13 protein-coding genes and 1 pseudogene are annotated in these 13550 nt (G+C 36.0%); 12 read left to right on the forward strand and 2 right to left on the reverse strand.

The genetic code is table 11. From position 1 onward, the window contains the following. Position 1 precedes the first annotated feature (1 nt). The 7 genes from H9635_RS17130 (at position 2) to H9635_RS17160 (ending at position 6083) form a co-directional block, all read left to right on the forward strand. Positions 2–418 (forward strand): acyl-CoA thioesterase, encoded by a 417-nt coding sequence (locus tag H9635_RS17130; RefSeq protein WP_191701522.1) that lies wholly within the window; start codon positions 2–4, stop codon positions 416–418. 41 nt (positions 419–459) lie between these two features. After that, on the forward strand, positions 460–1323 hold the full coding sequence (locus H9635_RS17135) for a branched-chain amino acid ABC transporter permease (protein WP_191701523.1): 864 nt from the start codon (positions 460–462) through the stop codon (positions 1321–1323). Then, entirely contained in the window at positions 1323–2342 is a 1020-nt protein-coding gene (locus H9635_RS17140; protein WP_191701524.1) for a branched-chain amino acid ABC transporter permease, read from the forward strand. The genes H9635_RS17135 and H9635_RS17140 overlap by 1 nt, the downstream gene beginning before the upstream one ends. 2 nt (positions 2343–2344) lie before the next feature. After that, complete coding sequence (locus H9635_RS17145; protein WP_191701525.1) at positions 2345–3121, forward strand: ABC transporter ATP-binding protein; 777 nt, start codon at positions 2345–2347, stop codon at positions 3119–3121. Next, positions 3105–3812 carry an ABC transporter ATP-binding protein gene (locus H9635_RS17150; RefSeq protein ID WP_191701600.1) on the forward strand — a complete coding sequence of 236 codons (708 nt, stop codon included), beginning with the start codon at positions 3105–3107 and terminating at the stop codon, positions 3810–3812. The genes H9635_RS17145 and H9635_RS17150 overlap by 17 nt, the downstream gene beginning before the upstream one ends. An 82-nt stretch (positions 3813–3894) precedes the next feature. Beyond that, on the forward strand, positions 3895–5112 hold the full coding sequence (locus H9635_RS17155) for an ABC transporter substrate-binding protein (RefSeq protein ID WP_191701526.1): 1218 nt from the start codon (positions 3895–3897) through the stop codon (positions 5110–5112). Between the two features lie 209 nt (positions 5113–5321). Next, positions 5322–6083: a DUF2935 domain-containing protein gene (locus tag H9635_RS17160; protein ID WP_191701527.1), complete on the forward strand. Its 762-nt coding sequence runs from the start codon at positions 5322–5324 to the stop codon at positions 6081–6083. Between the two features lie 393 nt (positions 6084–6476). Here H9635_RS17160 and H9635_RS19425 read toward each other — a convergent pair. Then, positions 6477–6563, reverse strand: a pseudogene (locus H9635_RS19425) (TerC family protein); the annotation flags it as partial. Between the two features lie 180 nt (positions 6564–6743). Between H9635_RS19425 and H9635_RS17165 the strand changes: the two are divergent. Then, complete coding sequence (locus tag H9635_RS17165; RefSeq protein ID WP_191701528.1) at positions 6744–7331, forward strand: YitT family protein; 588 nt, start codon at positions 6744–6746, stop codon at positions 7329–7331. A gap of 150 nt (positions 7332–7481) precedes the next feature. Then, positions 7482–8078: a CAP domain-containing protein gene (locus tag H9635_RS17170; protein ID WP_191701529.1), complete on the forward strand. Its 597-nt coding sequence runs from the start codon at positions 7482–7484 to the stop codon at positions 8076–8078. Positions 8079–8158: 80 nt separating this feature from the next. Here H9635_RS17170 and H9635_RS17175 read toward each other — a convergent pair whose 3' ends face one another. Beyond that, complete coding sequence (locus H9635_RS17175; protein WP_191701530.1) at positions 8159–9994, reverse strand: serine hydrolase domain-containing protein; 1836 nt, start codon at positions 9992–9994, stop codon at positions 8159–8161. Positions 9995–10882: 888 nt separating this feature from the next. On the opposite strand from H9635_RS17175, the gene H9635_RS17180 reads away from it, so the two are divergent. From H9635_RS17180 to H9635_RS17190, 3 genes are all read left to right on the forward strand, one after another. Next, complete coding sequence (locus tag H9635_RS17180) at positions 10883–12145, forward strand: MFS transporter (protein ID WP_318245228.1); 1263 nt, start codon at positions 10883–10885, stop codon at positions 12143–12145. 173 nt (positions 12146–12318) lie between these two features. Further along, the gene (locus H9635_RS17185; protein WP_191701531.1) at positions 12319–12564 is read left to right on the forward strand and encodes a cold-shock protein; all 246 of its coding nucleotides are present in this window, start codon (positions 12319–12321) and stop codon (positions 12562–12564) included. Positions 12565–12698: 134 nt separating this feature from the next. After that, complete coding sequence (locus tag H9635_RS17190; RefSeq protein WP_191701532.1) at positions 12699–13502, forward strand: alpha/beta fold hydrolase; 804 nt, start codon at positions 12699–12701, stop codon at positions 13500–13502. Positions 13503–13550: the final 48 nt, after the last annotated feature.

The raw sequence follows: 13550 nt of genomic DNA on the forward strand, positions 1-13550 counted from the left end.
TATGAAAACTATCCCGGATGTTGATATTTATGTACGGTATTGTGAGACGGATGCTGGAGGTCATGTGAGTAATACGAGTTATTTTCTTTATTATGAAGAAGCACGTACCAAATTTTTTGAAGCGATTAAATTTAGCGGGAAAGATCGAAAGAATTTTAATTTTATCGTAGCACGTCTTGAAAGTAACTTCATTAAACAATCATATGCAAGCCAAATACTGAGAGTATCAACAGGCGTATCAAATATCGGAACAAAAAGCTATACACTTGAACATGAAATTAAAGATGCACATACGGGTGCTCTTATAGCTAATGGAAGTTCAGTTATTGTTTGTTATAACTTTCAAGATCAGCATTCAATTGAAATACCAATGGAATTAAGGAAGGCCCTTGAAGAATATTTAATTACCACACGTTAGAGTAAGCCAAATTTCATCTTACAATACGAAGGGGGATAAATATGGAATTATTACTGCAGCAATTGTTTAATGGACTCACCCTTGGAAGCGTTTACATTCTTGTTGCGATTGGACTTACTCTCGTATTTGGTATTTTACATGTTCCAAATTTTGCCCATGGAGCGCTGTACTTAATTGGTGGGTATCTCACTTTAATGGCAATGAAAGGGCTAGGTGTCCATTATTTTGTAGCTATCATCATCTCTATGATTAGCGTTGCATTAATAGCGATTTTAATGGAACGATTGGTTTTTAATCCGTTAAGGAATGCTCCTGCTATTCATGACAAAATAGCAGCCATTGGTATGGTATTGTTTTTCGATGCACTTGTTAGCCTTATATGGGGCAACGACTACCAACGAATGATTACTCCATATGGTGACTCTGTTACAATTTTTGGAATAGCCACATCGTATCAAAGAATTTTGGTTATTGTAGTGGCGGTCGTTGTGGTGATTTTATTGCAGCTTTTTTTAAAGAAAACAATGATTGGAGCGTCAATTATTGCGATGGCGCAAAATCGTGAAGGAGCCTTTTTAGTAGGGATCAATGCGAATGCAGTAGCGATGATGACATTTGCTATCTCAGGAGCATTAGCTGCAATTGCGGCATCTATTTCTTCTCCGATTAATCTTGTATTCCCGGCCATGGGACATATTGTTATTTTGAAAGCATTTGTCGTCGTCATTATAGGGGGGATGGGTAGCGTTCCAGGCGCTATCATTGGCGGATTAATTCTTGGTATTACAGAGAGCTTGGGAGCTACGTATATTTCGAATGATTATAAGGATATGATCGCCTTTTTACTACTAATTATTATTATGACGGTGCGCCCTAAAGGTCTGTTTGCGAAGGGGGTTTATTAATGAGTAAAGTACTGAATAAACGTAATGGAATTATCGCAGTACTCATTTTATCCCTTCTTTTCCCTCTGGCCTTTTCAGATAATAAATATGTTTTATATATTATGACACTCGCCTTTATTTATATTATCGCCATTTATGGAATGAACATTTTAGCTGGTTATACAGGGCAGCTCTCCTTGGCACACGCAGGTTTTTTTGCCATTGGAGCCTATTCCGTAGGGGTGTTAACTACTAAAGCGGGTCTTAATTTTTGGTTGGCATTATTGTTAGCTGTTCTTATTACAATGGGAATTGGTTTTGCTTTAGGCATCATTGCACTACGAACGAAAGAGCACTTTTTTGCCATTTATACGTTAATAGCAGGTTATTTAATCTATTTATTAATTTATAAATGGGAAGGTTTAACGGGTGGCGTAAGGGGATTAATTGGCATCCCAATACCAAATGCAATTGGTCCCATTGAATTTTCTTCATCGATCGCCATGTATTATTTAGTGTTATTTTTTCTCCTCCTTTCTATTTTTGTCACTGTAAGAATTGTTCATTCTTTAACAGGAAGAACGTATAATGCGATTCGTAATAGTGAGGAGCTAGCACAAACTCTAGGAATTAATACAAAATTAAATAAACTAGTATCTTTTGTCATTTCGGTATCTTTTGCAGGACTGGCAGGCGGATTATACGCTTCACTTGTTCGATTTATTGGACCTGAAATTGCAGGGACTACAATGGTATTTACATTTTTAATGTATTTAATCGTTGGTGGGATTGGAACGCTTACGGGACCGATTATAGGGACGATGCTTTTTGTATGGCTGGAGCAATATTTACAAAGCTTCCAAGAACATCGGATGTTGATTTTTGGACCAATATTAACATTAATCGTTATTTTCTACCCTAGAGGGATCGTAGGAGCTATTCAGTCCTTAAGGGGATATTTTCGGACTAGAAAAAAAGAGAGTAGCAAGTCATATACAACGAATAGTGAATCAACGGATATGAAAAGTAGGGAGGTTTAATGATGACATTTATTAAACTAGAAGGCCTCACGAAAAGATTTGGTGGTTTAACTGCAGTGGACGAAGTTGATTTTGAGATTGAACAAGGAAAAATTACCGCAATTATCGGACCAAATGGAGCCGGTAAATCGACTTTTTTTAATTTGATTAGTGGCTTCCATCAACCAACATCCGGGTCAATTACGTTTGAAGGTAAGGATATTACTAAAACACCGCCTCATATTGTAGCGAGACTAGGTATTGCCCGTACATTCCAAACTACTCATCTATTTGATACGTCGTCAGTCATTGACAATATTATAGTAGGCTATCGCTTACGTACCAAATCGAAGCTTTTTGATGCTATTCTTCGAACGAAAAGAGAAAAGCGTGAGGAAAAGGAAGCATTTGAAAGAGCAATTGAAGTACTGGATTTCGTAGGCTTAGCAAATTTGGCTGACAGTCCTGTATCGACGATTTCACAGGAGTCAAAAAAACGAGTGGCCATTGCGCTTGCACTTGCTACAGGCCCAAAAGTTATTTTCCTTGATGAGCCTGCAGCAGGAATCAATCCTGGTGAAACAGAAGGCTTGGCAGAATTAATGAAGAAAATCGTTGATAGCGGCATTACTGTATGTACGATTGAACATAAGATGCAGATGATTATGGGACTTGCAGATAATATTATGGTGCTAAACCATGGTGCGAAAATAGCACAAGGTACACCAGAGGAAATTCAAAATAACCCAACTGTAATCGAAGCGTATTTAGGGGGTGAATCATCTGCTGAAGTTATCTGATGTGACAATAAAGTTTGGTGGTTTTGAAGCATTAAAAAACATTAATTTAGAAGTGCATGAAGGCGAGTTAGTTGTATTACTTGGCGCGAATGGGGCAGGGAAAAGCACGCTATTTAAAACAATTAGCGGCTTGAACAAAATGACTTCAGGTGACATTCAGTTTAATGGAAACAGTATAAGCGGAGCTGCCCCAGATCGGATCGTAAAGACCGGTATTGTTCAATGTGCCGAAGGAAAAAAGCTGTTTTCTGAGATGTCTGTTCAGGAAAATTTGATGATGGGTGGCTTTGTCCATCGACGGAAAAAAGCACAATTAAAACAGTCTTTGGAAGAAACTTATGATTTATTCCCAATTTTAAAAGAGAAAAAAGATGATGCAGCTGGTTCCTTAAGTGGAGGACAGCAGCAAATGTTGGCGATTGGTAGAGCTTTAATGGCAAAGCCAAAACTAATTATGCTCGATGAACCTTCCATAGGGCTTGCTCCGTTAATAGTCGAGCAAATGTTTTGTGTTATACAGTCGATTAATAGAAATGGAACGACCGTGTTACTTGCTGAACAAAATGCCAATGCTGCACTGAAAATTGCTAGCCGTGGCTACGTAATAGAGAACGGCATATTAGTTCTACAAGGGAATAGTAAAGAACTATTTAATAATGATGATATTCGCAAAGCTTATATTGGGGCATAGCCGTGGGAATGTAGTATAGGTGAGGAAATGGAACAAATTAAGTATTGTCGCACTAAAAATATAAAAAACAAAGGAGATAAACATGAACACATTCAAGAGGGGATTATTTCTTAGTTTGCTTTTTATTTTGGCTATAGTACTAGTTGCTTGTTCTGAAGATGGGGAAGAAACAAAAAAAGATGAAGGAAAAGCACCAGTCAGTACAGAAGGCAGTAAAGTAGAAGAGCTTACAATCGGCTATACCGGTCCTTTAAGTGGTCCAGCAGCATTTTATGGCGAAGAAACATTAAAAGGATTAAGAATGGCTGCGGAAGAAATTAACGATAGTGGTGGATTTGAAGTGGATGGTCAGAAGTATACGATTAACTTAGCGACTTTAGATGACAAATATTTACCGAATGAAGCCGCAGCGAATGCGAAAAGATTAGTACAGGAACAAGATACTAAGTTCATTTATACACCACATAGTGGCGGTGTATATGCAATGCAAGTGTTTAATGAAATGGAAGATTTTATTGTTATGGCCTATACGAGTGAGCCAGGTGTTACCGAAACAGGAAATAAAATGACTGTTCGTATTCCACCTCGCTATGACAGATATATTGAGCCATTTACAAAATACGAAATGGAGCGTTTCGGAAAGAAAATAGCATTCTTACCAACAGCAACTCAGTACGGTAAGGATTGGGCAGATTCATTACGCCCGGTATGGGAAGCAAATGGTGGGGAAGTTGTCTTTGATGAGTCAATCGACTTTAGTAAGGATACGGACTTCCAAACAATTATGACCAATGCATTAGCAAAAAACCCGGATGTCTTATTCATCGGTGGACCTTCACAACCGACTGCCCTTGTATTAAAGCAAGCACGTGATTTAGGTTTCGAAGGTGGATTCATTATTATGGACCAAGCAAAGCTGGATGAGATCGCAGCAGTATTAGGCGGAAGTTATGATTTACTTGAAGGCGTAATTTCGACACCACCACTAGTTACATCCCGATATGGTGGTACAGAAGCCTTCATTGAAAAATACCGTAGCCAAAACGATAAAGATCCAGGCTCTGAATCAGGATTCCATTATATTTCATTGTATATTCTAGTTGAGGCAATGAAAGCAGCTGGAACTGTGGATGATACTGAGAAAATTATGGCAGCAATGGATCAAGGAGCAAAAAACCTGCCAGAAAACAAAGAAGTTTATTACATTAAAGGTGTAGACGATGATGGTGGATTCCTTCCATTATTACGCATGGCTTATATTGAAAATGGAGAAATTGTTCAGATGGGTGAAGAAAAGTAATAATAGTGAAGGTTTTTACAGATAGAAAAATCATATTTTATGAATTATATCCCGTACTTGTGCCGGGGAAAACATTTCAAAAGAGTAAACAGTTGATCTGTATTACTCTTTTTTTGTTCTATTCAAACTGAGCTCCGGTGAATTTCTCATAAAAAGATTTTAAGTCGAATAAATTGGATACTAGTGTGAAAAAAGGAGATGTATATTGCGTGGGAAATTATTTGGAAAGTGCTGTTTTTGAACATCAATTTTGGCTTCAAGTACTTGGGGATCATTCAAGATTTATTAACGATTCGCTATATCCATCTCAAATAGAGGATATAACTAAAGCTGCTTCCTTTATCCATCACTTCGATCAACTTCTTTCTCAAGTAAGTTCACTTAACGAATCCAATATAATTCTTTTCACTAATAATGTTGAAGAATCAGTAAAACAATTAAGGGCCTTCAAACTATCCATTATTGAACGCCACTTAACAGGTGAAATGAAAATCCATTTAACACCTACTTTTATAAATCATATGGTAAATGAATTAGAAGAATATTTACGTATATTAAACTATCTTAAACAGGGTGAAGTGCCACCAATATTTCACGAATTACATCACCATCTAATCTGGTTGGTAGATGCATCGGGTCATGCGGGGGCCATTAATGACCAATTGGATGGTGTAGAAAAAAGATTGAAGGAAAAAAGCGGTACTTTTGCAAAACACTTTGATCAGTTTTATTTAAAAGCGGTAGAATTAACGGGCTATTTACGTACGAATGTTCATAAATTCCCGGCATTAAACAGATTTAACAATGAGGTTGAAGTGGAAATGGGCTTATTTAAGACGTTTTTAAATGAACTGGAAGAAATGGAGCTAAGTGCGGAAGTGTTAGGAACCTTTACTGCGTCTATGGCAGACCACATGGCGAGGGAGGAACAGTACTATTTAATGAAATTAGCAGAGTCTTCTAACATTTAAGTGAAAACCGCAGGAAATATAACCACTTCTATTATTTTCGTGGTTATATTTCAGCTGCGGTTTTTTATTTAGGAATGAAGTATATTAACCGATTAAAAATAGACGGAGAAATTCCGTTTATTAAAGAAATTAAGTGAAAAGTAATCAAAATAAACGGAGAAATTCCCTTTATTTATTAAATAAACATAAAATTTAAAGGTTTTCATGTGAATAAACGGAATTCCTTCCCTTATTTTCCGTGAAATGAAGCTAATTCTGCAAATAAGGGGAAATCCTCCGCTTATTTTACTCAATTATTCTTTAGAAGTACTATCTTTAGATAAAAACCAACCAGCTATTGCAATTGCAATTAATACGCTATAGAAAATTAGTTTCCATTCCAGGGAGTGGGCAAAGGGCATTATCCGCCGCAAGCAATCCTTCTAAGCCAATTAATAATAATAGTACCCAACCATACTCTAATAATAATGAAATATCCAACTATATTCCTCCTAGCTACATTCAAGATTAATGGTAAGTAAGAATAATGTTCCCATTTCCGTAAACTATAATCATATAGCGAGGCATCACTAAAAATGCTTATAAAAAAATACATTTAATTTTCATAAAGAACATATATTTATCAGTATTTAAAAAAGTTGATATTAAGAGGTGGCCTCCGTGTATGTTCTTAAAAAAAGTTTGGCGCTAATTTTAGGCAGTATTATTCTATCTTTAGGTATAAATCTGTTTTTAGTACCGCATAAAATTTTAGATGGAGGAACAGTTGGCATTGGATTAATAGCAAATTACTTATGGGGGTTTAATACAGGAATTATAATAATTATATTAAGTATTCCCATCTTTATATACGCATGGTTTCATTATAGAAACTATTTCTATAATAGTTTACATGGCTTGATTCTATCTGCTTTTTTTATTGATTATCTTTCACCTCTTAGTAAGTTAATAAAAGTTGAAGCGGTATACAGTTCTATTCTAGGTGGCATCTTGGTAGGCATAGGAATTGGGATGATGTTATGCTTTCAGACAAGTACAGGAGGCACGGATTTTATTGCCCAGTTTTTATGTGATAAAACAGGAATTAATGTTGGGGTTTTTATTTTGGTGATTGATTCAATTATTATAATTATTGGGGGGTTATTATTATCTCCAGAAACGTTTTATCTCTCCATTTTAACAATAATATTTGTTGGTATAACAACTAGCCTTATTACAAGTATGAGAGGACAAATAGTAGCTTATTAAGGAATTTTCCGTTAAACGATGTTTTTTACTCTTGTCACAATTGTAATGTTTGTTATACAAATGCAAAAGAGGCGCCATTCATTCCCTAATGATTTTAGGGTTACTTTCTAGTAAGCTTGTAACAGACAACTAGAAAGGAATGATTCAATAATGTTGAAAAAAAGTATCGTGTTGTTGTTTAGTATGATGATTTTTGCTTTGCCGGCATCTGCATCTGCAGCTACATATACAGTAAAAAGTGGGGACACGCTTTGGAAGATTGCTTCTAAAAATCAAATCGGACTAAGCGAATTGATTTCTTTAAACCCTACATTAAAAAATCCGGACATGATTTATGTTGGAGATAAAATTATTATTTCTGAAAATGAACAACAAGCAGTAGAAGAGCAAGTAGCTAGTTTAGTGAATAAAGAACGTGCGAAAGCAGGGTTAGCCCCACTTACAATCGATTGGGAGCTAGCGCGTGTTGCAAAATACAAATCACAAGATATGCACGACAAAAAGTATTTCAGCCATACAAGCCCAACTTATGGGTCACCATTTGATATGATGAAAAACTTTGGTATTAGCTATAAATCAGCAGGTGAAAATATTGCAAAAGGCCAAAAATCAGCTACGCAAGTAATGGATGCGTGGATGAATAGTTCAGGTCACCGAGCAAACATTATGGATGCGAAATTTACACACATTGGTGTAGGCTACGTTGAAGATGGTAACTACTGGACGCAAATGTTTATTAAAAAATAAAATCTCAAAATTTAAAGCAGTTCAAATTTTTGTAAGTAAGAAAATTTGAACTGCTTTTTTTATGTCTCAATTCACGATTTTTATAAATAAAGCTCCCAGCCGAAAATTAAGATGATAATTAGTAATCCAGAGACACAAGAAAGTGTATAGCGAATTTTTTGACCCCGTGTTAGCGATATTTTCCGCCATCCTAAAAATAGTGCAGCGATACAAACCGCTACGATAATTATATACGCATAATTTATCCAAACATGAATTTTTAGTGCGGCATAAGGTGTGTAGTTAAGTGCTCTATAAAATAAAGTAATTATATTTATAACAGTGATGAGATTCGTTAAAAGTAGTATTGTTTCCCATTTTTTTAAAATGATCGGTGGAACTTTGTTTTTTCTGGATTGAATTAAGGTGATTAGTAGAGTAATAACTGAATATAGAATACTAAAAGTTATGGCTAAAATACTGAACAGCTTAAAGATTTTTGAACTTTCGGAGACCGGCAACAAATCACTTGTTAGCGTTGAGATCTTTTCTACTTGACCATTGTTCAAAGTCACATGCAGAAAATCATTCGAATCATCTGTAGATTTATAAAGTAATGGAGCAATTTGTTTATACGTTACTCCAAAAGCATTAATTCTGTTTGACTCTGTCACTTCAATATTTATAGTACTTAGCGCCCCATATAGCTTGGCGAAACCTTTATAGGACTGCCTTGCCCAATAGTAATTTCCTTCATGATTCTGTACATTGGGCAAAGTATGATTGATGTTTGATGGTGTATATTCTCCGAACAGGAGTGTTGGTAAGCCATAACTAAGCGCAACTTCATTCTGCTGATTTGTCATAATAATTAAACCCAATTTGTTATCTTTGGAAAAGATGAAATTGCTTGAAAAACTATCCGTATTCCCTGCATGGCCCAATACCTCTACTGCATAAAGACCTTCCCAAAAACCATGGGCATTTCGCGGGAAGCCATTGTCATAGAAATCGCTCGTCGTTAGCATTTCATCTAATGTACGATTGTTCTGGAATAAGGGGCTAGTCTCACCATCCGCTGGCATAAGCGCCATCATAAACTTTGCTAAATCCCCTATAGTACCCATTGCACTTCCAGCTGGATACAGACCGATAAAAATACGCCCATTTTTAGAAATACTTAATTCACCTTCACTACCATAATACCCAAAAACTGCATCTCTTTTTGTTGCAATACTTAGGTTATCTTGCTGTGTAGGGTGTATCGATGTGTCTTTCATATTCAAAATAGAAAAGATATGTTCATTTACATATTCAAAAAATGATTGTTCGGTGAGCTGTTCTACAATGAAAGCGGCCAGTGCTACACCATAGTTTGAATAGGCAACGATACTTCCTGGTTCAGTCACTTGAGAAGGCTTAGTAATGTGAAGCATTTCTTCTAAAGGTTTTATTTCATGAGCTGACTTATAGAATAAATCTATATATTTATCCTCCCAGCCCGCATTATGGTGCATAAGATTTAACATCGTGATAGGGGCATTGTATTTCAGGTTAGTTAAAAATCCGTCTGGTAAATACGTGTGAATCTCTTCATTTAAGTCTAGCTTTCCCTGCTCTACAAGTTGCATGACGCTGGTCCACACAAGAAGCTTCGTAACAGAACCCCACTCTAAAATAGTATCTGGTGTAACTTTAATCTTATTTTCAATATTTGCGTAGCCATAGGACGAACTTAAGAAAATTTCGCCGTCCTTCATAATTAATACATTCGCACCAGCTGTAGATGTCCCAATATATTGAGCAACATATTCATCCACACGATCCTCTAGTTCAGTATAAGGAATTCCTGAAGGTGTCAGTTTATCCTCATTTGCAGAAACAGTTGATACAGAACAAAACACTAGTGCGAATACAATTAAAATTATTTTTTGCATTAACGCGCTCCTTTTACATTTATTTGTTTCATCCCTAAAAGTTGAGGATTTTCTAATGATGAAGCAAGTGTTTTTGAAGCTCAAGTCCGTTGAACTAGGTCCCGGGGCAGGCTTTTCGGTAATAAGATAAATAGCGGAAGGAATTACCGCTATTTTTAAAATAACGTGAAAAATAGAGGAAATAAGGGAAGAAATTTCCGTTATTGACCTAAAAAACATGAAATTTCACGGTTTTATTTAAAATAACGGTAAAACGTTCCCTTATTTAACCTGAAAATGGGCTACAACATTCAAATAACGGTAAAATCTTCCCTTATCTTTGGGGCGAATTAGTTATTTAAATAAAAATATTGGTGGACCTCACAAAAGGCAGTAAAGGAAGTGATAAAGAGACGTATTACATGGTTTTAGCTCTGTCTTGCCGTAGCCCGCCAATCCATTAAGAGAGATTTTATTAGAAAAGAAATCCCATATTATGATGATGATAAATTTACCTGTTACAAATGTTTAAATATTCCATTTGATTATATTGTAATTAAGAATAGGTGAAATAACTAGGAATATATTAATTCATTTAATAGGTAGGAGAGGGGTGGCGGAATAAGTGGGCAAAATAGAGGGACAAATTCCGCTTATTTAAAAAATAAAGTGAAAAATAACTAAAATAAGCGGAGATATTCCGTCTATTGATTAAAAAAACAAAAAATTTAATAATTTTAATGTAAATAAGCGGAAATTCTCCTCTTATTTTTGCTGAAATGAACATAATTCTACAGATAAAAGGAAATCCTCCGCTTATTTTAATCTCGGCTAATATGTAATGCTGGTGGTTAGAAGATTAGAAGCTTTGAATTTAGGTTTAGTGGGAACGGTCTTCAAAAAGTTGCCGTGGAAACGAATGGAAAGTCTACTCAAACAAGAAGTCCGTTTTTTACAACTTTGAATAATATACATTTAATATTAAATGTAAATGAGGTAGTAACTTTGAAAGTGCATGGGAGAGTCAGTTTATTTGTTGGATGGATTACATTGTTTTTAATCGGCATTGACTTATTTGTAGTATCTCCTTTAATGCCATTTATTTCGGAAGCGTATGTTACAAGTCCAGCGATGACTGGCTGGATGATCACTGTTTTTGCAATTACCTATGCTATTTTCGCTCCTTTTTTCGGGTGGCTGTCAGATAAACATGGACGGGGTGCATACATCACATTGGGATTAGTGTTGTTCGTCGTTTCTAACATACTAACCGCTTTCGCACCTACATTTTTTTGGTTAATTGTTAGTCGTATTTTAGTCGGTTTATCAGTTGCTTCAATTGCTCCTTTGCTTTATGCAATTATTGGCGATGTAGCACCTACAAATCGGACAGGGACATGGCTTTCGATTCTTGCCTCAGGTCACTTAACAGCACTTTGGGCAGGAGCTCCAATCGGTATTTTGTTAGAGCATTTTCTTGGTTGGCGTTCAGTATTTGTAGCACTGGCTCTTATGGGCGCTATATTAGCAGTAGTAAATCATAAAACATGGAAAAATAATTCGAAAAGCCTTTCAACGAGGAATCTACTCGGGGGAAATTTATTACGAATATTTGGTTCAGTAAGTGTGACTACTAGTTGGGCGATTTCAATGTATGCTTTATATGTTTACTTAGGCGCGGCCCTTTATTCCGAGAATAGTTTCTCATCACTAGAAATCGCTGCAGCTATAACGTTTTATGGGGTTGGTGCTGTTATAGGTAGCCTTACGGGTGGACAGTTAACAGATCGATTTGGAGAAAAGAAAATTTCAAAACTAATGCTCATTTCCTTAGCGCTAATACTCGTTTGTTTAGGTATCTTCTTTACATCAAGTATTTGGATCTATTTCTACTTATTCTTATGGGCTTTAATTGGATATGCAGGATTTACTTCTTACACTGCTAGGTTAGCAGGGGAATATCCAAATGAACGAGGAACTGTTATGGCATGGAATATGACAGCTTTGTATGTCGGTATTACGTTAGGATCAATGCTTGGCGGTTACGTCATTTCTAATTGGGGCTACACTTTACTTCCATATGTTTGTAGCATTGCAGCAATTTTAAGCTTTGCCCTTAGTTGCCAACAAGTTAAAGAAACAAATACTAAAACTGCTAAAGAGGGGAATTAGAGACACAATTCTCAGAGGATTTGTGTCTCCTTTTTTATTACGTAAATCCTAATTGGCTAACTATGTTATTTACAGCAGTGATACCGTTTGACGAAGCAACGCTTATTAAGGAATTTGAAATTTATGTTAAAATTCAGGTGAGTTTTTATAGAACGCTGAAAGGGTGAAAAGATATGAAAAGAGAGGGAATAGTTAAGTGGTATAAAGTTGAAAAGGGGTACGGTCGTATAATGCTTGATGGTGAAGATACTAATCATGTTTTCGTTCACTTTAGTTCGATCTTACCTGATAACAAGAGATTTCCAGATGGATTTAGTTTTCTTAAAGAAGGTCAAAAAGTATCGTTCGATTTAATTGAAAGTCCAAATTCTACAGATCAGAAACAAGTAGCTGAAAATGTAATGGTTATTTCTGATTAAAGAGGACTTATTTAGTAATCAGGTGCATTTCTTTTATAAGAAATGTGCCTTTTTTAAATGAAATACCTTTTACAAAACAAATGGGTATTTATGTTAGAATAGTTTTTATATTACATTTAAAAGGGGGAGAATACGTGTCGATTTACCATAAAGTAATTGGAGAAGGATATCCTATCGTTATGTTGCATGGTTGGACACTTGACCATCAAGTAATGTTCCATGCAATGGAACCGTTATTTGAGCAACGGAGCGGATGGAAAAGAATATACATAGATTTGCCGGGAATGGGACAATCCGAGCCTCACCCATCTATTCATAATTCTGATGATATGTTAGAAGCAATATTACAACTTTTAGACCAACTTATCCCTGGGGAAGAGTTTATTATTTGTGGTAATTCGTATGGCGGGTACATTGCAAGAGGGATAGCCAGTTTACGACAGAATACCGTTCGCGGGTTATTACTGATTGCGCCATTGACAGTACCGGAATTTAATGACAGGGTGGTACCACAGCAGACGATCATAAAGAAAGATAGTAACTTCATATCTCTTTTGTCCCCAGAGGATGCTGAGGAATTTTGTTCCATGGGGGTAGTTCAAGGTCAAACTGAATGGGAAAGGTTTAGAAATGAAATATTACTTCCTTCTAAACAAACAAATGAAGAATTCCTGAACTACATTCGTCAAAACGGATATGGCTTTACTTTCGATATTACGTCTAAAATGGAATATCCCACGCTAATAATAACAGGTCGCCAAGATCATATAGTTGGATATCATGATGGCTGGCGACTTATAGAGGATTATCCAAGGGCAACTTTTTCAGTTCTTGATATGGCTGGTCACAACCTACAAATCGAACAAACCGACGTATTTAATGCATTAGTTCATAACTGGTTAAACAGACTTGAATCAGAAAATTTTCGACTTGTGTAGCTGGTATAAAGCACTTATGACCTTACTGGAACCGAGTTTAAAATAATT

This window comes from Solibacillus faecavium (assembly GCF_014836905.1).
In the GTDB taxonomy this organism is placed as follows: Bacteria; Bacillota; Bacilli; order Bacillales_A; family Planococcaceae; genus Solibacillus; species Solibacillus faecavium.

Coding starts and splice junctions, on each gene's coding strand:
- H9635_RS17130 (WP_191701522.1), top strand. CDS start 2: ATGAAAACTATCCCGGATGTTGATATTTATGTACGGTATTGTGAGACG.
- H9635_RS17170 (WP_191701529.1), top strand. CDS start 7,482: ATGTTGAAAAAAAGTATCGTGTTGTTGTTTAGTATGATGATTTTTGCT.
- H9635_RS17140 (WP_191701524.1), top strand. CDS start 1,323: ATGAGTAAAGTACTGAATAAACGTAATGGAATTATCGCAGTACTCATT.
- H9635_RS17175 (WP_191701530.1), bottom strand. CDS start 9,994: ATGCAAAAAATAATTTTAATTGTATTCGCACTAGTGTTTTGTTCTGTA.
- H9635_RS17155 (WP_191701526.1), top strand. CDS start 3,895: ATGAACACATTCAAGAGGGGATTATTTCTTAGTTTGCTTTTTATTTTG.
- H9635_RS17145 (WP_191701525.1), top strand. CDS start 2,345: ATGACATTTATTAAACTAGAAGGCCTCACGAAAAGATTTGGTGGTTTA.
- H9635_RS17135 (WP_191701523.1), top strand. CDS start 460: ATGGAATTATTACTGCAGCAATTGTTTAATGGACTCACCCTTGGAAGC.
- H9635_RS17185 (WP_191701531.1), top strand. CDS start 12,319: ATGAAAAGAGAGGGAATAGTTAAGTGGTATAAAGTTGAAAAGGGGTAC.